This window comes from Ezakiella sp., assembly GCF_034180565.1.
Lineage (GTDB): Bacteria > Bacillota > Clostridia > Tissierellales > Peptoniphilaceae > Ezakiella.
In genome coordinates this window covers 18,400-38,455 of record NZ_JAXFOB010000017.1, presented here as the reverse complement: position 1 = coordinate 38,455, position 20,056 = coordinate 18,400, and the positions used below count along the sequence as shown (strand labels likewise).

At 37.3% G+C, this 20,056-nt stretch carries 13 protein-coding genes; 3 read left to right on the top strand and 10 right to left on the bottom strand.

Annotated elements, in window-relative coordinates:
- Positions 1 to 24: 24 nt before the first annotated feature.
- Entirely contained in the window at positions 25 to 5,703 is a 5,679-nt protein-coding gene (locus SPI61_RS03765) for a lectin like domain-containing protein (RefSeq protein ID WP_321136783.1), read from the top strand.
- Positions 5,704 to 6,606: 903 nt separating this feature from the next.
- On the opposite strand, the gene SPI61_RS03760 is transcribed toward SPI61_RS03765, so the two are convergent.
- The 4 genes from SPI61_RS03760 to SPI61_RS03745 form a co-directional block, all read right to left on the bottom strand.
- A complete protein-coding gene (locus tag SPI61_RS03760; protein WP_321136782.1) occupies positions 6,607 to 7,116 on the bottom strand; it encodes a methylated-DNA--[protein]-cysteine S-methyltransferase in 510 nt (169 codons plus the stop codon).
- 34 nt (positions 7,117 to 7,150) lie between these two features.
- Positions 7,151 to 7,792, bottom strand: coding sequence for a DNA-3-methyladenine glycosylase 2 family protein (locus SPI61_RS03755; RefSeq protein ID WP_321136781.1), 642 nt, complete (start codon positions 7,790 to 7,792; stop codon positions 7,151 to 7,153).
- Positions 7,793 to 8,015: 223 nt separating this feature from the next.
- Entirely contained in the window at positions 8,016 to 10,442 is a 2,427-nt protein-coding gene (locus tag SPI61_RS03750; protein WP_321136780.1) for an S-layer homology domain-containing protein, read from the bottom strand.
- 108 nt (positions 10,443 to 10,550) lie between these two features.
- Positions 10,551 to 11,507: a leucine-rich repeat domain-containing protein gene (locus SPI61_RS03745; protein ID WP_321136779.1), complete on the bottom strand. Its 957-nt coding sequence runs from the start codon at positions 11,505 to 11,507 to the stop codon at positions 10,551 to 10,553.
- Between the two features lie 231 nt (positions 11,508 to 11,738).
- On the opposite strand from SPI61_RS03745, the gene SPI61_RS03740 reads away from it, so the two are divergent.
- Both SPI61_RS03740 and SPI61_RS03735 read left to right on the top strand, forming a co-directional pair.
- Positions 11,739 to 12,434: an ABC transporter ATP-binding protein gene (locus tag SPI61_RS03740; RefSeq protein ID WP_321136778.1), complete on the top strand. Its 696-nt coding sequence runs from the start codon at positions 11,739 to 11,741 to the stop codon at positions 12,432 to 12,434.
- The gene (locus SPI61_RS03735; protein ID WP_321136777.1) at positions 12,435 to 14,675 is read left to right on the top strand and encodes an ABC transporter permease; all 2,241 of its coding nucleotides are present in this window, start codon (positions 12,435 to 12,437) and stop codon (positions 14,673 to 14,675) included.
- A gap of 262 nt (positions 14,676 to 14,937) precedes the next feature.
- On the opposite strand, the gene SPI61_RS03730 is transcribed toward SPI61_RS03735, so the two are convergent.
- From SPI61_RS03730 to SPI61_RS03705, 6 genes are all read right to left on the bottom strand, one after another.
- Entirely contained in the window at positions 14,938 to 16,134 is a 1,197-nt protein-coding gene (locus SPI61_RS03730; protein WP_321136776.1) for a DUF3798 domain-containing protein, read from the bottom strand.
- A 153-nt stretch (positions 16,135 to 16,287) separates the two neighbouring features.
- Complete coding sequence (locus SPI61_RS03725; protein WP_321136775.1) at positions 16,288 to 16,803, bottom strand: adenine phosphoribosyltransferase; 516 nt, start codon at positions 16,801 to 16,803, stop codon at positions 16,288 to 16,290.
- Positions 16,804 to 16,819: 16 nt separating this feature from the next.
- The gene (locus SPI61_RS03720) at positions 16,820 to 17,317 is read right to left on the bottom strand and encodes a DUF4446 family protein (RefSeq protein ID WP_321136774.1); all 498 of its coding nucleotides are present in this window, start codon (positions 17,315 to 17,317) and stop codon (positions 16,820 to 16,822) included.
- 1 nt (position 17,318) lies between these two features.
- Entirely contained in the window at positions 17,319 to 18,446 is a 1,128-nt protein-coding gene (locus tag SPI61_RS03715) for an aminotransferase class V-fold PLP-dependent enzyme (protein WP_321136773.1), read from the bottom strand.
- A 22-nt stretch (positions 18,447 to 18,468) separates the two neighbouring features.
- Entirely contained in the window at positions 18,469 to 19,113 is a 645-nt protein-coding gene (locus tag SPI61_RS03710; protein ID WP_321136772.1) for a cyclodeaminase/cyclohydrolase family protein, read from the bottom strand.
- 54 nt (positions 19,114 to 19,167) lie between these two features.
- The gene (locus SPI61_RS03705) at positions 19,168 to 20,052 is read right to left on the bottom strand and encodes a PhzF family phenazine biosynthesis protein (RefSeq protein ID WP_321136771.1); all 885 of its coding nucleotides are present in this window, start codon (positions 20,050 to 20,052) and stop codon (positions 19,168 to 19,170) included.
- Positions 20,053 to 20,056: the final 4 nt, after the last annotated feature.

Genomic DNA, 20,056 nt, shown 5'->3' with positions numbered 1-20,056 from the left:
GCTTTAATACGAAAGGAGAGTATTATGAACAAAAGATTTGTTAATACCATTATTAGTGTAGTACTTGCATTAGTTATGGTAGTGGCACCTATTTCTGTTTTCGCAGAAGACGGTCTTGAAATCAGCGATGTGATTCAAGATGTAAATCCGGAAACAGGAATTGTTGCCGAAGAAGAATTGGTCGATGATTTATTTGTCGACGAAGCTCCGGTAAATCCGGAATTTAATCGCGTAAGAGCTGCAGGAGATGAAAAGTTCTACGGTTTACGTGTTGACCCGTTAAAGGTTAATACAAACTATGACTTAAAAAAAGCTCCTGAATTTTCTCGCCAAGGTGCTCCAAGAAAGTACGATTTGAGACAACAAAATCGTGTAACGCCTGTTAAAAACCAAGGACCTAACGGTTCATGTTGGGCATTCGCAACTTACGGTTCAGCAGAATCAGCTTTGATGCCGCAAGTAAACGACTTCAGTGAAAAGAACTTGAGAAACACTCACGGTTACGACTGGGGTCCGGACCAAGGCGGTACATGGCAAGTTGCATCAGGTTATCTCGCTCGTTGGTCAGGTCCTATCTCAGAAGCTGACGAACCATATTCACCATATGGATTCACTTCACCAACAGGACTTCAAAGAGTTAAGGATATCGACAAGATCATGAATATTCCTGACGTCAGAAACGGTTGGGACACAGAAGGTCTTAAAGATGCTATCATGAGATACGGTGCTGCTTACACAACTATTAACGGAAGCGAATGGTATTTAAACGACAGAACAATGGCAAGTTACAACCCTGGTAATTCAGGATACGCAAACCACGCTGTAACTATTGTCGGTTGGGACGACGATTTCAGCCGTAACAACTTCGGTATCACACCTCCGGGAGATGGCGCATGGATTATTAAAAACTCATGGGGTCAAAACTGGAAGTATATGGGTGGATACTATTATGTTTCTTATTTCGACGGTTTTGCAGGAAGAAGCAATGCTATCTTTAAGATGAAGGAAAAGAAAGCAAACGAATCAATCTGGTACTACGATGATTTAGGTATGACTTCAAACATCGGTAACGGTCAAACAGGTTATTTCTCAAACGTATTCGGTCCTGTAAGAAACAACACAGATGTATTCGAAGTTGGTTTCTTTGTTCCGTCAAACGGCGCAAGCTATGAAGTTTATATGACTTCAGGAAACGGTCAAGTAAGTTTCAACAACCGCACACCGGTTGCAAGCGGTAATATTGAATACGCAGGATATGTAACTGTTCCTATTAGAACATATAATGTTCAAGCAGGACAATATTTCGCTCCAATTGTTAAACTTACAACTCCGGGATATTCATATCCTATTCCTATTGAAAATCCGATTGCTTACTATTCATCACGTGCAAGAGCAAACAGAAATGAATCATACATTTCTTACAACGGAAGCAACTGGATGGACGTTACAACACAAAGATACAATGCAAACGTATGTTTGAAAGCTATGACACGTCCTGCAGGATATAATCCGGGACCAAACCCTGAAGTAAAGAAAGTTGATTCAATCAGCTTCAACGAAAATCCACTTGAAATTGAAGTTGGACAAAGCTATGAATTAAATCCTGTAGTTCTCCCTGAAGATGCAGCAAACAAGACTTTATCATACAGTGTAAATCCAAGTTATGTTGCAACAGTTCAAAACGGAGTTATAAAAGGATTGAGAGAAGGTTCTGCAACAGTTACTGCAACTGCAACTGACGGTTCATACAAGAGAGCTACATTTACAGTTAATGTAAAAAATAAAGTTGTAAACGTTCCTGTAAAATCAATCGCTCTTTCAGAAACAAATGTAACACTTTCAGCAGGTGCTACAAAGACTATCACAGCAACTGTTTATCCACAAAACGCAACAAATAAGTCCATTTCATGGTCAACAACAAATTCAAGAGTTGCAACTGTTTCAGGCGGAGTTATCCGTGCAAACGGCGAAGGAACATGTAACATTATTGCAAAGGCTTCAAACGGAGTTACTGCAAGTGCACGTGTAACTGTAGAAAGCGCAGGAAAACAAGTAACTTATATTTCTCTTACACCTAACAACAAGACAATCTCTGTTGGCGACTCATACAGAATCTCTGCAACAATTATGCCGAGAGATGCAAAGAACCAAACATTGTCATTTGTAAGTGAAAATCCACGTATCGCAACTGTTGACAACAACGGAAACGTTCGCGGTATCAGCGCAGGTAAGGTTAAGATTACAGCTACTGCTACAGACGGTTCAAATGTTTCACAAGTTGCATATGTAACCGTTACAGGAAACAGCGGCAATACAAACCCTATCAATGTTACAACAACTCTTTCAAGCGATGTTGTAAGTAGCGGAAACAGCCAAACAATCACTGTTAATACAAAGGATAAATACAACAGAAACCTCAAATATACAACTGTTGAAATCGACATTGTAGGACCGAACGGAAACCACATCACAAAATCTGCTTATACAGATTACTACGGAAATGCAAGATTCACTATTTCATCTTATGAACTCGGCGTTTCAGGTAAATATACTGTAAATGTTAAAGCAAGCGGCGGAAACTATAATCCTGCAAATGATGTAGCAACATTTGAAGTTAACGACGGTCGTCCGACATTCGTAACAACTGTTACACCTGCTCAAAATTCAATTTACAGCAACGGTTCAATCGCACTTAATATTCAAACAAGCTATGGACAATATGCTATCAGCTATGCTGACATCAACATCGAAATCACAACAGCTGACGGTACAGTTCACAGAAACACAGGACGTACAGACTATTATGGTAGAGCAACCTACACATACAAACCTGAAAACGGTCCTGCAGGAACTTACAAAGTTAAGATCACATCTTCAAAATCAAGTTACCAAAATTCAATCGGTGAAGCAACATTTGAAGTTGTAAAATATGTAAATCCTAAACACTTGACAATTGAATTCACACAAGATAAGGACGAATACCAAATCGGTGAAAAAGCTACTATCGGACTTCAATTGAACTATCAAGACGGAAAACCTGTAAGAACAAACGCTATGAAGATTGTTGTTACAGACCCGCAAGGAAAAGAATACAAACTCACAAAATACAGCAACTGGTATGGTAAGGCTGAAATCTATGTTACTTCAGACACAACTATGGGTGAAGGCGAATACACAGTTAATGTTGTTGCAGACAGATGGGGATATGACGGAGTTAACGAAACATACAAGTTCTACATCGGACAAAAACCTGTAGATCCTGTTGACCCTGTTGACCCGGTTGACCCGGTAGATCCTGTTGAACCTGATGAACCGGAAGAAACCATCTACAAGATGATTGAAACCGACGAAGGTCAAAAGATGATCGAAGAAAACAAAGACAACGAAGACTTTGTACTTCTTGACGTAAGAACAAAGGCTGAATACAACGAATCACACATCGACGGATGTATTCACCACGACTATTACGCAAAAGACCACGAAGATTTCTTAAAAACATTAGACAAAAACAAAACTTATTTGCTATACTGCAGAACACAAGTTCGTTCAGGCGGTACAGCAGAAATGATGAAAGCCCTCGGCTTCAAGAAAATCTACTGGATGAACGGCGGAATGACCAAATGGTTAAGAGAAAACCGCCCATCAGTATTCCCTGAATATGAAAAAGCACTCGATATCAATATCGGAGCTGACAAAACAGCATATGTTAAGGGTTCAACAGTAACTGTAAACGCTAAAGTTACAGACCTTGAAGGAAACTATATTAGAAAATCATCTATCACTCTAAGTCTTAAAAACCAAGACGGAAGAGTTCTTGAAACAAAGACAGTAACAACAGGAAATACAGGAGAAGTTAGCCAAGTATTCACAGCTCCACAAGAAAACGGAAAATACAGTGTAGTTGCAGAAGCAAGCTACAACAACTTCGAAAAGATTACAGGTATTGCAAGTTTTGAAGTTGCTGACAGAGAAGTAGCATTCAAATCATATGCTGCACGTAAGGCTGAAGGTCAATTCAGACACTTAAAACCTACAGATTTCGAATATGAATCACTCGAAAAACACTACGGCAAAAACATTCTTCAATACACTGTTAAGGACGCTACTTTAGGCGACCACAAAATCGCTGATCTCATCGACCCGTCAAAGAAAACAGTTCTCGTATTCGGTTATCCTGGATGCGGAGCATGTGTTGACATGTGGGAAAAGATGGCTCCACTTCCTCACGATAAATACAATTTCTTAGAAATCGTAACATCAGTTGAAGAAGACGTAAAATCAACAGTTGACTTTGTAGACAGAGTTCTTAAAGACTTAAATATCGAAAACTTCAGAGATCAAATCTACTATGACGCTGACCAAAAAATTTGGGCATCACGTCTAGGATTCCTCACAACACCTAACACAGTTATTCTTGACGAAAACGGAAGACTTTTAAACATTGCAGGTCCGCTCGACAAAGACGGTCTATACAATATTCTAAAGACAACTGTTGACTTGGATGTTGAAGGCGAAGATGAAACTCCAGGTGAAGTTTACAACTCAACACTCTCACTCTCAGTTGACAAAACTGAAATCAGAGCAAATGAAACAGTAAGAATGACTGCAATGTTAAGAGATGCATCAAACAATCTTGTAAGAAATACAAATTTAAGATACACTCTTAAATATCCTAACAACCAAGTTCAAACAGGAACTTATGACAGAAACACAGGATATCAAGGTCAAACAAACTTATACTTCACACCGGACAAAGATTCACCGGTAGGAACTTATGAAGTTTCAATCGAAGCACTCGACGGAAACTATGTCGCTAAGAAAGAAACTGTAACTTTCGAAGTTGTAAAAGAAGAAGAAAACAACAATGCAAATCTTACACTCACATGCGGCGGAGACACATTCAAACCGGGTGCAGTAATCAGAATGACATTGTTTGTAAAAGACCAAAACGGAAGTGCAATGACAAACCAACCGGTTAAATTCACATTCACATATCCTGACGGAAAATCTTACAACTACGACAGAACTACAGACTACTACGGAAGATCAGTTCTAACATTCACAACAAACCAATCAATTCCACAAGGAACATACACCATTGAAGCTGAACTCGCAAACGATTCAAGCGCAAGAGCTGCAAGCAAATTCACTATCACAACAGGAAGCAATCCTGACCCTTATGAACCGTCATCCGGCGAATTAAGCTATGACGAAAGAGCAAGAAAAGGTGAATTCAACCACTTGAACAGCGGCGACTTGGGACCAAAGCTAAGAGCTATCTACGGAAGAAATGTTAAGAACTACACATTGACAAATATGAACGGTCAAAGCGTTACAATCGCTTCACTTATCGACGGCAAACGCCCGACAGTCATCGCAATGGGATATCCTGAATGCGGCGGCTGCCAAGGCAGCTGGAGAAGCCTTGTAAACATTGACAAATCAAGATTCACAATGGTTGAAGCAATGACTTCCGGCAACGCTTACTCAATCAGAAACATCTTGAACAGACTTGGTTTAAGCCAAATGGAACCATATTTCCACTACAATGCAAGAGGATTATTCAACATCGTAAATTCAAACTATGTACCATGCTTGATGTACCTCGACAAAGACGGCAACGTAACAAACCTCAGCTACTTTGAATCAAACAACCAAGTTCTAAATATTGTCAATACAATCGGAGATACAATCTCTAAATAACAATAACCAAAAAGACTGCTACAGTTTTGTAGCAGTCTTTTTTTGTAATTAAATTTGCGGGCCTTTTCGCGATAAACGATTGATTCAATATTTTAGTCGTTGCGACGTACTTGCCAGTACGTCTCGCTCCTAAAATATTTCATCTAACCGTTTCTCATCGAAAATTCCTCGCAAATTGTGTGTTGTAAATTGTAAAATATTGCAAGCACCGAAGTAACGATGGCTGCGTTTTCCAACGCATGAGAAAGAAATTCTTAATTTTGCTTTTGAGCATGGAAATAATATCGCAAAAAGGTCTCACTCCTAAAATTTTAATCTAATCGTTTCTCATCGAAAGTTCTTCGAAAATGTATATATGTACCGGTAATCGTCGTTTTTTATACACCGAAATTATCTACATGCGAAAATAAATATTACTGTAAGTGAGATTTATTGTTGTATGTGATTACGTTGTTTGTAGCGTCGGGCTACGTCCCGACGCATGAGATAAAGCTAAACACACAATTATGAGTGATGTTGGAATATAACTTTTGTGCGCCGTATGTGTCGGACAGCATTTTTTGGCACATAAAAAGAAATCTTAGATTTCGTTATGAGATGAGATAAAAATGTGTATAGATACCAAAAACGTGCGCAATAAAAATTTATTTTTGCAGCATTTAATAATGATTTCATCAGAAATTTGAATAGACAAAAATTAAAGCCTGACACTTTGTATAAACGATTTTATATAAAATACGATCAATTATACTTGATTTAAATATAAAAGCCGTTATTGGGCGATAGCGGCGAAAATTTTACTATAGATTTTTGGTTTTGATATTTATGTGCGAACGTTGTATCATTCTCTAAAAGACGTCAGAAAAATTTCCAACAAAAAAAGAGCCTCATTCATCGACTCTCTCAATCTTCAAAAAATTTTCCCATATCTGCTCCTTCATGCGCGAGGAGCGATATTTTTTTATCCATTCCATACCGATAGCCCGTCAATTTACCGTTTTTCCCGATAACTCTGTGGCACGGGATTATAATTGCAATCGGATTTTTCCCCACAGCTCCGCCAACTGCCTGTGCGGACATTCGGGAAACATTTTTGATTTCCGCGATTTTTCCTGCAATTTCTCCATATGTCGTCGTTTTTCCGTACGGAATCTCAAGAAGTATTTTCCAAACGAGCTTTTGAAATTCCGTTCCCTTCGGATTTATAGCAGGAATGTACCCCGGATTTTTTCCCGAAAAATATATGTCGAGCCATCTCTTCGCCTCTTTTATCGCGCTCGTTTCTTTATATTTCTTGTCGCAAAGCACTTCAGTTTCCGACTGTCCCTTAAATCGAAGACCCGTAATCTCCGTTTCGTCCGATGTGATTATGATAATTCCAATCGGCGACTTATATTCAAAAATATATTCCATAGATTCATCCAATTTTCAAAAACCTTTTCGTAAGTTAACCTTTATTTTTCAGTGCATAATCCCTCATTTCGGGAATCGCGCCTCCCGAGACCGCCCAAAGATAAAGACTTGCAACGCTGCAATAAGGACTATATCTCTTCCGATATTTTTCAAAAAGTTTTCTGTCGATTTTTCGGTGGTGATACACCATCCGAAGCCCCCTTTGTATGCCGAGGTCATTGAAGCTAAGTACATTAGGTCTCTCGAGTGAAAAGAGCAGTATCATCTCCGCCGTCCAAACGCCGACACCTTTTAAACTCGTCAAATATTTTATAAGCTCGTCGTCATCCATCTTCTCAGCCGCATCTATGTCAAATTCCCCCATGTGAACTTTTCTCGCAAAATCTCTTATATATTCAACTTTTCTTAATGAAATTCCAAAATAACGAATCTCATTCTCACTTGCGTTTAAGATCATCTCCGGCGTGACCGCCCCAAGAGAATTTTTCATTCTTTCCCAAATTGTCGCTTGAGCTTTTGTTGAAATTTGTTGGCCGACAATGTGGTGGACGAGTGCGGAAAAAAGCTCCGGCTCCGTTTCTCTTTCGATAAAGCCGACTTTCTCAATAACTTCCGCAAGTTTCTTGTCCTTATTTTTTAAATATGAAATCTCTTTTTCACCGTATTTAAAATACACCGTCCTCACCTCGAATCCGTTAATAATTTCTATTATATCTTATACATATCTAAATTTCCAATTTAAAAAATGCTAAATAACACTTTTTTAAATCACTAACATATTTCATGTGCTCAATCCAAAAATTCACTTTTCATAACATTACACAACGAGTAAAAAACCTTTCAAAAAAATTCATAAAAAAATACTCCCGAAAGATCGGGAGCATTTTATACAAATTCAACTATTTTATAACATAAAGAGCGTCGATGTCGTCTTCAACAACGTGCATTCTTACAACAGAGCCGACTGTCGGTTCTGCTCCGAAGATTGTGATGTCTTTTCTGAAAGTCTTGACAAATTCTTTGCCTTCTCTTTCAAGTTTAACAGTTGTAACGCCGTCCTTTACAGCATAATCTGTAACTGTGTATTCACGATAATTGTATGGAATGAGTTTTTCTACAGAGATAACTTCTCCATCTTTTGAAAGTGAAACACGTACGATGTCTTCAGGGTCGAGTCTGTCAATTTCTGCATTTTTGAAGATGGCAAGTTCTTTCTTTTCGCCTTTGTTATCTTCAGCTGTGATTTTAGCATCTGTTCCTTGAACAAATCCGTAAACCATTTTTAGGGTTTCAACATGATCAACAGGAACATTTTCTTTAAAGTTTGTAAATACAATTGTCTTTACAAGGTCTTTTCTTGCTGTCATCGGTGTTGCAGCACCCGGAACACTGTTTTGGAAGTCTTCGGTTGAAACAACAACAGCTTGAAGTGCGCCTTCTGAAGCGAATTTCTTGACATATTCAAGAGTTCTGAAATTGTATTGTCCATTTTCATTAACGATTATATCGCTGTCTTTTGTTAGTTCATATTCGACTTTGTCAACACTTACAAGTCCATATCTTCCACGGCTCGGTCTTGTGTCGATTGCAAATTCTGCGCCTTTTTTGTCCACATTTTTAGCATCTGTTGTGCTTGCATATTTTTGGATTTTTGCAACTTTGTGGTCTTTTGTAGAGACATAAACGAGGTCACCTGCGTTTAAATCTTGCATTCTGATAACTTTTTTGCCTTCGAAAATTTCGAGGTTTAAATTGTCGATAACGTCAACCGGATTGTTGTCTTTGTCAATCATTCTGATTTCGCCTGATGCAACTTTTTCTACAATCATCGTTTCTTCTTTTTCTGCAAAGTTTCCGCGAACGAGTTGAACATTGTTGTTTAAGTCAAGAAGGATAACATTTTTCTTTGTTTCCATTGCTCTTAAAGTGCTGTCATTTTCATCATTTGGTATAACTTTGTAGTTTTCAAAATCAACGCTGATAACACCTCTTTTATCCTTTTCAGTGTTAATCTTGTAGTAGTCGCCGTTTACATAGAAGTTCAAAACGCCGTCCTTCTTAGAAAGTCTGAATGTAACGTCGCTCAAGCTCTCGTCTGTAACGATAGCTTCGTTGTTTCCATAAATATGGAGAACTCCGTCTGTCGGAACTTCGATAGGTTTGATTGCTTCCAAACCTTCTTTTGTTACTTTATAAACATTTGTCAAAGGTTGAATTGAAATTGCTTCAGGATTTGCGTCTTTTATTACATAAACTTTTCCGTCTTTAACATCTGCAATCGGTGCGATGTCTTTGAAGTTGAAGCTTCTGATGAACACAACTTTGTTGTTGTGAACAGTAACTTGTGCAAATTCAACATTCTTAATTTCTTTTTCATATTTGTCATAGCTGTATTTTACGCCGTTGTGTAAAATGCCTGCCAAATTGTCTTCGAGTTTCGTTCTGTCGCTCAATGAAAGGTCATATCCGCTCTTGTCGCCGTTCATATAAAGTCTGTTTCTTAGGATTTCGAATGTTCCTGTCTTAACTTCATATTCACCTGCAACTTTTAAAGCTGTAATTTTGCTTTCAGGACCGACTGTGAGGTCGCATACTTTACCGATATAGTGTCTTGCGTCGAGAAGTTCTGAGAATTTGAAGTTGATTTCGTCTTCAACTTTAATATCTTTTGAATCTGTGTCGATAACCAAAACTTTTGCGCCCTTGTCGTCAGCTTCAACAACGAGTCCGCGAACTGCTGCTTCAGGAGTTTCCAATCTTCTGATAATTACTTCGTATAAAATATCAAAAGCTTTTTCACGAACAGCCGGTGATTGATAATCAACAACACCCAAGTTCTTTAAAAGTCCAAGTTCAATAGCTTTGTCGATATATGGTTTTGACCATCTGCCTTCAACAGCTTTTTCAGCTTCTGTCAAATCGCGACCTAGAGCTGTGTTAACCATCATTTTGATAGCTTCTTCATAGGTTACGTTTTGGCGCGGTTTAAATGTTCCGTCAGGGAAACCGTTTACGATTTTTGCAGTTGATGCAACGTTAACATATCCGTTTGCCCATCCGCCAACTTTCATATCGCTGAATTGGGATTTAAGTCCAATCAAATTGTCTGCTTTTTCTTGATCACCCAATGCGTAAACAACAATTTTTGCAAATTGGTCACGAGTGATGTTTTCTGTCAGGTTTAATTCACCGTTTTCGTCTCCGATGATAATCTTTTTATCTTGCAAATATTTGACGCGTGGATTGTCGGCTGCATTTAACTCGAATAGAAAAACACCGCTTATAACAAGTGCCGCTGCAAGAATAACACTTAGTAGTTTCTTCATAGCTAATACCTCCTTAAGTAATCGCTTTAATTTAATTATAACCTATTTTTTATGCTTTTAAACAATATTACATGAAATGTAATGCTAATGAAATATGAAAATCACATTTTAAAAGTCTTTGTTTCTCAAATTTATTCCAATCTCGTGAAGCACATCAAAATTTAAAGTTTGATTTTGCGAAACAAAAAGTGTTTCCAGATTTTTTAAATTTGCAATCGGGGAAAAGTCCTTTATATTATTCTTGTTTAAATAAAGCCTTTCAACCTCATCGAGACTCGAGAGCGCCTCAATATTTGAAATTCTGTTTTCTTCGAGCTCAAGATTTTTTATCAGCTTTTTATCTTTAAGCGCGTCAACATTTGTGATTCTATTGTTTCCAAGATAAACCGTTTCAAGCTTATAAGAATTTTTTAGCGCCGAAATATCCTCGATGAAATTGTTTTCAAAATTTATATATTCCAACTCACTCTTGTCTTCAAGCGCATCAATCGACGAAATTTCATTATTTGCACCCCAAACCTCATCAAGTTTCTCCAAATCTTTTATCGCACTTATGTCCGAAACGCGATTGTTTCTAAAAAGAATTTTTTTGAGCGCCTTATTGTTTCTTAAAAAATTTAAATTTTTAATATTATTGTCCTCAATTAAAATTTCCTCGAGATTTGTGAGCTTCTCCATCATAATCTCATCGAGCGTATAAATTCCCGTTTCGTCCAAAACGAGCTCTCTTAACTCAGTCATTTCGTCAAGCGTGCCCGCAGGGATTTCCATAATCGAAGGATTGTCCGCCAAATCGAGACTCTTCAAATGTTTCAACCCCGACAAATGCCTCAGAGTCATCGCATTTAAATTGTTTGAATAAAGCGACAGCCTCTCCAAATTTACTAAATTTTCTATGCCCTCAAGGTCCTTCGTCCCCCTTGAAATCACCTCAAGCTCATATATGTTTAAAGTTTCCGAAAACATAATCGGTCCTTGCATCTTCTTTAACTTCTTCCTTACTTCAAACTCAATCGCCCTGTCCTTAAAAGTGACTTCGCGATCATAAAGCATTTTATTTTTCAAAAAATCACATCCTTACATATATTATATCATAAAAATCTCATGCATTATATCAAATTGTATATGTTTATATTTAACAAAATCTTTTATATGTTTATTTTATATTTACATATATTCAAACCTCGAAAGATTTGTACACAAGATATATATAATTCAATATCTTTCAAAAAGTTAGTTGACGCTAACTAAAAATTGTGCTAATATATGTTTAACAATATTTGAGGAGGTGTTTTTATGATTAGAATTTCAAATTTGCATAAGTTCTACGGAACAAAAGAAAATAGAGCGGAAGTTCTAAAAGGCATAAACTTAGAAATCGAAGACGGCAAAATTATTTGCGTGTTGGGACCTTCAGGGTCCGGTAAGTCAACTTTGCTAAATATTTTGGGTGGCATCGAGACTATTGATGAAGGAGATGTAAACGTTTTTGGCGAAGACATAAAAAATATGTCGAAAAAAGCTTTGGAAAATTACAGACGCGAAAATCTCGGATTCGTTTTCCAATTTTATAATCTCATAAGCGATTTAAATGTACTTGAAAATGTTGAAGTCGGCAAATATCTCTCGAAAAAACCACTGAACACCGACACTCTACTAGACGAACTCGGACTTAGTGAGCATAAATATAAATACCCGAACGAAATTTCAGGCGGACAAGCGCAAAGGGCATCAATTGCACGCGCAATGATAAAAAGTCCTAAGCTGTTAATTTGTGACGAGCCAACCGGGGCACTTGACTACGAAAGCGCAAAAGACGTTCTGTGCTTAATAGAAAATTTAAACCACAAGTACCACTCAACCGTAATCATCGCAAGCCATAACACTCAAATTGCAAAGATGAGCGATGTGATTTTGTCACTCCATAACGGCAGTATTAAAAGTGTTGTCGAAAACAAGGATAAAATTTCTGCAAAGGAAGTGACTTGGTAGATGAGAAATCCGATCAACAAGAGAATTTTCAGGCAGTTTAAATATAAGCCTTTAAAAGTATTCCCTATACTTATAGCACTGAGCTTCATTGTGGTTTTTGCTTCATCATTTTTCACCGCACAACAATCAATCAAAAAACTTTATTATAAGCAAATTGACGAGGGCAAGGTTGAAGACGGAGAATTTCAAACTATATATGAACTTACCGACGACTTACAATCAAAAATTGAGGCTCTCGGATTAAAACTTTACGAAAATTACTATTTCGAAGAGAAAATAGATTCCGACAAGGTTTTAAGAATTTTCAAAAATAGAAAAAATGTTAATGAAGCCACACCCCTTGAGGGCAGTTTAGCAAAAAAATCGGACGAAATTACTATGTCCGCATATTTTTCAAGAAATAACAATATTAAAGTCGGCGATAAAATTACTGTAGCTGACAAAACCTACACCGTTGCCTCTCTTGCATCTTTTCCGGACTATTCTTCTGCACTAAAGAATAGAAACGATTTGGTAATGGACACCGGCCACTTTGGCATTGCAACGCTCCCTGAAAAAGCATTTGATGATGTGTCCGACAAACAATTAAATTTTCTTTATTCATATCACACAAATGAGAACTTAGATAAAAAAGAAGCACGTGAAATACTCAAGTCCATTTCAAAAATCGTGAACAAAGATAATTTGATGGTTGATGGTGTTACAAGATTCGACAATAAGTGTATAACATATATTATGGATGACATGGGTGGCGATGTCCCTATGATGACAATAGCAACCGCTCTTCTTTTTATAGCGATAGCATTTATATCAAGCGTTCAAATTAAAAGCATTATCGAAGAAGAGGCCCCTATAATCGGCACTCTTCTTGCCTCAGGCTACAGAAAACGAGAACTCCTTAAAAATTATATGTCAATGCCACTTTTTCTTGTTCTCATTTCATCTCTAATCGGAAATGCTGCGGCATATCTATATGTGTATAAAAAATATGCTGAAATTTATTATAGATCATTTGATTTGCCTTCATTCGAGCCATTCATAAGCCCAAGATCATTTCTTATAACGTCGATTATGCCGATGATTCTCTATCTTATAATAAACTACGCAGTCATATCCCGAAGTCTCAACATGAGTCCCGTTAACTTTTTGAGACGGAATTTTAAAAAATCAAAAGCCAAGAGCAGATTTCATTTAAAAAATTTAAGCTTCATTAAAAAATTTAAATTAAGGGTTATTTTTGCAAATAAGCTTACTTATGTTTCCCTTCTTTTCGGCGTTTTTATTGCAAATCTTCTGTTAATGTTTGCACTATCTGCAAAACCGATTTTTAATATTTACGCCAAGAATATGAAAACACAAATGAAATATGCCCACACTTATATAGTTAAAAGCGACATGGATAAACTTGATGCACCAAAAGTAACAATTATAAGTGCAGATCTTGCAGACAAAAACGATGAAAGTGTTCAGATTTACGGAATAGATGACGACACTAAATATGACAGTTTAAATATTTCAAGTCTTCAAAACGACGAGGCCGTCATAAGTAATGGCCTTGCGAAAAGATTTGAATATAAAATTGGTGATACAATTAAAATTAGAGAACCGTATAATAGTAAAGAGAAAAATATAAAAGTTAAAGCTGTTGATAGTGAAAATAACTATTTTCAAATATTCACAAAAAGAACTTCTCTAAACAAGATTATAAACCGTGACTATGCATATTTTAACGCATATATGAGCGACAATGCACTAAATGTGTCGAAGGAAAATCTAGTCACAGAAATTAATCGTGATGAAATGAGTAAATTTATGATTCACTTTTTAGACTCATTCTCGGTCGTTTTTACGATGATTCAAATGGTTGCCGTTGCCTTCTATTTTATATTACTTCTAATGGTAACGGAACTCATTATCGAGCGTGCAAAACTCAATATGACTTATCTTAAAATATTTGGTTTTAGAGATAATGAAATCACAAAAATTTATGTAAACACCAGCTTTTTGATCTTATTATTCTTCCAAATCATACTCATCCCAATACTTGACAAGATTATGAAATACCTTTACTTCATTTCTATGCAAAAATTTGACGCATATATTAAAGTAACCATTCCTCTTAACGTCTTCTTGCTCGGCTACCTAATGACCATTGTGATTTTCGTTTTGTGTCAAGCAATTGAAAGACGAAAAATCGGAAAGATTGACATGGTTAAAGAACTTAAGACTATCGCCGGATAACATATATTTATACATCGTTTTTATCTTATCTAGAAATATATGAATAAAAATCTTGTATAACAATACAATTTTACAAATCAAAAAAACCTCTTTACTGATTGTATTAGTAACGGAGGTTTTTTATATTACAGAATATTTGAAGCAAAATTTATATTTAATAGAAGCAAAATTTATATTTAATAGAAACAAAATAAATAACTAAAATACAAACTTCAAAAATAAAAAAATGCTTCCCCATTAGTGGCTAAGCATTCTTAAAATTTTAATCTCTTATAATATTCTCTTCTTCATATTTTTTTAAAAGTTCAGCAATATTAGGAATTTTATTGTCCGCAATATTTGAAAAACCTTTTCCAAAAATATATGTGTCCTGATATACTAGAATATGGTTTTTAATTTTATCGCCGCTCGTTTTGTCAACAGAGTAGTCGGCTTTCCAGTCCGCATCCGGATTAATTTCTTCAAAAATCTCGAGCACTTTTTCTTTGTCAGGCTTTTCAATTTCACCTCTAATCGAGCGCATTGCGATTTCCACAAGAAGCTCCGTCGTGCTGCTTCCGTATGAATAGACCCAAGTTCCCATTCGGTCCGGATTTTCTTTATACAAAACCATTTCTTCCTTGTGCAGCATGTCATGATTGCTCATATCTTCATTTATATCAAGCGCCTCTTTGTACCCAAGACTCGGACTCGGCAAGTCCTGCTCCACAAAAATGGCGCCATATTCCATCGTCTTTTTAATTAATGGCGCTATATGTGCATCATTTGTCGAAAAGAACGCCGTATTTTTTCCATATTTTTTTATCCATAGCGGAAATTGATCCAAAATAAAATTTTGCGCTTCGGCAACTCCGCCGTCACTTGCCGGGTCCGGCGCATCAATCGAGACAAATTCGAGTCCGATTTTATTGCACGTCGCCTTCATTATACGCTCTCTCAAATTTATTTGCTCGATATCCCTGTGCCTTTTAAAGGAAACATGAGCGAAAGTTTTTGCCCCCATTTTTTTCGCACACAGCGGAATCAAATACCCTCTTTTGATATTGTCCGGGTCGATGACAAGGTCGGCGTATTTGTTAATCTCATCGGGCTCCTCGTGTGAGTTTGAAACAAAACACAATATGTCCGGTCTTTTTTCTTTTATAATTTTAAAAGCCTCTGCCGTCCCTGTTATTCCTTGATTCACAACAACCGCCTTAATCTTCTCGTCTTCAATAAAGCTTGTGATTTGCGAAATTGCATTGTCCTGCTCCTTAGGAAAATTGTCGGGATAGTTTAGATGGCAAATATATCCGCCAAGATTTGCATCTCCATACTTTTCGATGAGCTTTTCCGCCGTCTTAAAAACATCTCGACTTTGGGTCGTAGTGCCGGTTACAAGCCCAATATGAAACTTTGCAGACTCCTTGCTTGTGTTTTCTTTGCTTTCTTCATTGCCGCATGCCGTAAAAAAAAGCATTGATAAAGCAATAATAGTTATTAAGATTTTCTTATAAACATTATTTGTATCCATGTTATTATTATATACTGTAACCTATCCTTAAAATTTAAATTTTAGTTACGAAAAATTTGTGAAAGAAAAGCTTTCACATTAAAATGCGAAAGCTTGAGTTTATATATTGTATTTTACAATAGAAAATACATCTGTGTCGAGCTTTTCACGACCCTTGAGGTCCGTGAGTTCAATTAAAAATCCGATTTTTACAACTTCAGCACCGGTCTTTTTTACAAGTTCCTCAGTCGCCTTAATTGTGCCACCGGTTGCTAAAAGGTCGTCTATGACCGCAACTCTGTCGCCCGGTTTTAAATCGTCCTTGTGCATGAAAAGTTCGTCCGTTCCATATTCCTTATCATAAGAAACGCTGATCGTTTCGCGCGGCAATTTGCCCTTTTTTCTTATAGGTACAAAACCGATTCCAAGTTCATACGCAACAGGGCATCCAAGCACAAAGCCACGTGCTTCAGGTGCGACTATATAGTCAATATGTTCATCTCTCAAAGGCTCTGCAAGCGCTTTGACCGCTTCTTTGAATGAATCTCTTTCTCTCAATAAAGTTGTGATGTCCTTGAATGAAATTCCTTCTTTCGGAAAATCCATTATGACATCAATTTCTTTTTTTAAATCCATAATATCCCTTTCTAAATTAGTCCCCGCCGCGAATAGCTCTTTCTATTGCAAGTTCTTCCTCTTCGGAGAGCATAAGATTTGATTTTTTATTTTTTATAGGCTTCGCATAACACACACTTGTTTGACTTGTGTAGATACTCGTAAGCACAAAACCGTTGTTAAAACCGTCAAGAAACGCAATTGAAAACGAGAGCTCGCCGCCTCGTCCGGCATCTTTGTTTAAAAATGCATTGTATCTGTAGAAACCGACTTTTCTGATTGTGAAATTTAATGCGGTTTCCAGTTCCTTAATCTTCTCTTCTTTTAGTATATTGGCGGTTTCAAGGTCTCTTATATCCTTTTGAATCAATTTTATAACTTTTTCCGGATTTGCGTCTTCGATTCCAAATGTAAAAGTGTCCACGCGCTTTTGAAGCTTTCCTATCTTTGAAAACAATACCGCCGAAAGTATTGCAAGAATCAGGACAATTGCTCCGAGCGAAACCGTTATTATTGGTAAATATGCTTCGAGCATTTTAGTTTTCCGCCGCTATTTCTTTGACTGCAAGAACAGCTTTTTCGATTTCCTCATCGGTCGTAAAATATCCCGGTGAAAATCTAACCATTCCGCTCTTAAGTGTATTGAAAAACTTATGAGAAAGCGGTGCACAATGGATTTGGCTTCGGGTGCAAATGTCATATTTGTTTGCTAAAATATCTGCGACCTCACCGCTGTCCATATCTTTTATATTTATCGAAACAACCGATGTAATAGTGTCCACACCTCCAATTGAATAGGTTTTAACTCCGTCTATTTTCTCAAATTCCGTAAACAGTTTTCTTGCAAGAGAGTGAACTCTCTTCATTATTTTTTCTTCAGTTTCATTCATTACAAATTCTATTCCGGCTTCAAGCGCCGCATATGACGGTACTGCAAGCGTTCCCGCCTCAAATTTATCCGGACTGAAATTCGGTTGAACAGGCGAACTGCTCTCAGAGCCGGTGCCACCCACCATAAAAGTTGTGAGAGTATCAGGATTTTTCACATACAAAAACCCGCTCCCCATCGGTCCGAAAAGCGACTTGTGTCCCGGTGCTGCGCAGAGGTCGATTCTATACTTTTGCACGTCGATTTTTTCGTGACCCAAAGATTGAGCGACGTCGACCAAAAATAAAACATTGTCCGAAAGGCTGTTTCCAATTGCTTCAATGTCCTTTTTAAATCCCACAAGATTGTCCACATGGCTAATTGCAACCATCTTCGTGTTGTATCTCACATTTTTTAAAATATCAGCAGTGAGATTCATGCTCGGCTCAACATATGTCACCTCAACTCCGCGCTCTTCCATATCATGAAGAGGTCTTAAAATTGAATTGTGTTCAAGATAAGTCGTAATAACATGATCTCCCGGTGAAAGTGCGCCGAAAATTGCAATATTCAAACCTTCCGTGCAGTTTTTTGTAAGCACTATATTCCTAGTGCTTTCGGCATTTATGAGAGACTTGATTTTATTTCTGCACGTAAAAACCATCCTCGCCGAATCCATGGCGAGTTGATACGCACCCCTGCCCGGGTTTGCCGAGTTTCTGAGTGCGTAATCATTCGCTTTATAAACCGTTTCCGGCTTTGGATATGAGGTAGCCGCATTATCTAAATATATCAAAGCAAACCTCCATGTTCTTCAACTATTGTAGTTTTGAATAGACAATTTCCAATGTCTTTTCTTTTAAGTCCTTGCCTTCTTTCATTATTTCATCAACTTCAGCTCTCTTTTGTGCAACATATTCCGCATCTTTTACAGAATTCAAATTGATAAGTGCGTTGAATAGTGCTCCTTCGATTCCCGATTGCAAGAGAAGTGTTCCAACTCCGACGTCTGTTATAGCATTCTTGTTTCCTTTAAGAGCATAGATATTTTGAAGTCTCATTGCTTCAAGTCCGAGCTTTGCAGCGTGAATAGGTGTTTCAAGAGCCTTCTTGTATCCTGTTTGAATTGCTTCAGTTCTCTTTTTCTTTTCTTCGTCCGTGTTCTTAGGGAGTTTAAAAGCAGCCATAACGTCGTCGAAACTGTTTGCATCTGTGTCTACGATGTCATTTAATTCATCGATAATTCCATCAAGTTTCTTTTGATTTTCTCTCATCAAAGCTTTTTCATCGTCTGTGAGTTCTTCAAAAGCTTTTTTGTCAATTGTCAAACTTCCGACCATTTGTGTGAGCGATGCGCCAAGTGCTGCTGCATATGCGGAAACAGATCCGCCGCCCGGTGCCGGTTTTTCGCCTCTAACTTCATCTGTATAAGCTGTCAATGTCAAATCTACTAATTTTGTCATATTTACCTCCAAAAATATTTATTGTTCCACGTGGAACATTTTAAATTTTATATTTTATATTTTCATAATTCCATCCATCACAAGTCTCGAATGTCCGCTCATCCAAATCTTGCCATCTCTATATTCGACGTCAATCCTTGCAGGACGTTTCATCATTTGACCTTGATAGATTTCTATATTTTCTATATTCTTTCTATCGAGCAGAATTTTTCCCGCAACAACGGCGCTTGAACCCGTTGCCGCCTCTTCCATAATTCCGAAGAGCGGTGAAAAATATCTTGCATAAGTGTGAAGCTTCGGTTTTTCTATTTCTTCAGTCATTGCGAAAAGGCCTTGAGTACCTGTCTTTTCATTTAGAGCTCTCAGCGCCCATGGGTCTACTCTTAGACTATCAAGCACTTCTTTGTTTTTCAAGGATACAAAAATGTCGCCTTGAAAAGCTTCTCCGATAATTACCTCGGAAATATCACTCTCTTTTATTTTAAGAACTTTTCTTATCGATTCCTTATTTATAATGTCCGAAAATTTCTCGTTTGTCGTAATCTCCGGAGAAAGAATCGAAACCAGTCCCGCTTCATAATTGTCGTATTCAATTTCTACATCCAAAATTTGACCGTTTTTCAACTTGGCATGAACAATTTTCTTGCCGTTTTCAATCGGTCTTATAAAGCCCATTCTACCGAGCACATAAAATGCAGCTATAGTAGCGTGTCCCGAAAAGTTAATTTCGCGATTCGGTGTGTAGAATTCTATATAGTACATATCTTTTTCTATTTCGTCCACAAATGCAGTCTGCGCAAGATTTATCTCATTTGCAATTTGAGGATAATACATTTGAGGAATAGCTGACGCCTCAGGAATGACTGCGGCAGGATTTCCGCCGAATCTGCACTGAGTGAATGAGTCAACCGTGATAACCCTCACTTCAAATTCTGACAATTAC

Bases quoted from the DNA above. Each gene is read 5' to 3' on its own strand.
- SPI61_RS03750 (WP_321136780.1), bottom strand. From the start codon at position 10,442: ATGAAGAAACTACTAAGTGTTATTCTTGCAGCGGCACTTGTTATAAGC.
- SPI61_RS03765 (WP_321136783.1), top strand. From the start codon at position 25: ATGAACAAAAGATTTGTTAATACCATTATTAGTGTAGTACTTGCATTA.
- SPI61_RS03760 (WP_321136782.1), bottom strand. From the start codon at position 7,116: ATGGAATATATTTTTGAATATAAGTCGCCGATTGGAATTATCATAATC.
- SPI61_RS03735 (WP_321136777.1), top strand. From the start codon at position 12,435: ATGAGAAATCCGATCAACAAGAGAATTTTCAGGCAGTTTAAATATAAG.
- SPI61_RS03730 (WP_321136776.1), bottom strand. From the start codon at position 16,134: ATGCTTTTTTTTACGGCATGCGGCAATGAAGAAAGCAAAGAAAACACA.
- SPI61_RS03720 (WP_321136774.1), bottom strand. From the start codon at position 17,317: ATGCTCGAAGCATATTTACCAATAATAACGGTTTCGCTCGGAGCAATT.
- SPI61_RS03725 (WP_321136775.1), bottom strand. From the start codon at position 16,803: ATGGATTTAAAAAAAGAAATTGATGTCATAATGGATTTTCCGAAAGAA.
- SPI61_RS03740 (WP_321136778.1), top strand. From the start codon at position 11,739: ATGATTAGAATTTCAAATTTGCATAAGTTCTACGGAACAAAAGAAAAT.
- SPI61_RS03710 (WP_321136772.1), bottom strand. From the start codon at position 19,113: ATGACAAAATTAGTAGATTTGACATTGACAGCTTATACAGATGAAGTT.